We start from the raw sequence: 535 nt of genomic DNA on the forward strand, positions 1-535 counted from the left end.
CGCCGCTGGACTTCGGTCCGGACGAGTGCTCCGAGGGCAACGACCTCCAGCTGCACGACGGCTTCCAGAACGGCAACCGCTGCGTCGACACGCAGATGGGCGAGGTCGCCAACGCCGACCAAAACCCCACCCTGCTGATCACCAGCGCCCCGCGCAGCGTCGGGGTGAACCAGCCGTTCACGATCCGGGTCAGCACCCGCAACCTGATCCGCGACCGGTTCCTACCCGCCGGCCAAGGCGGCTACTACGTCGACATGTCGATCCTCAACGCACAAAACCTGGTCCGCGGCCACTTCCACACCGGCTGCCGCCAACTCAACAGCACGCAAGCCGCCCCCGACCCCGCACCGGCCCCGGCGTTCTTCGTCGCCACCGAGGACAACGGCGGCGGCGCCCAGCCAGACGTCATCGAAATCCGGGTACCAGGCCTGCCCAACCGGGGCACCTTCCAATGCGCCTCCTGGGCCGGCGACGCCTCACACCGCATCCCGATGATGCAGCGCGCCAACCAGATCCCCGCCTTCGACTCGGTCCG

At 68.8% G+C, this 535-nt stretch carries 1 pseudogene; it reads left to right on the forward strand.

Annotated features, from left to right (window positions below):
• Positions 1-535: pseudogene (locus AC5L36_RS45395) on the forward strand (hypothetical protein); the annotation flags it as partial.

Source organism: Phytohabitans sp. LZ39, from assembly GCF_059359075.1.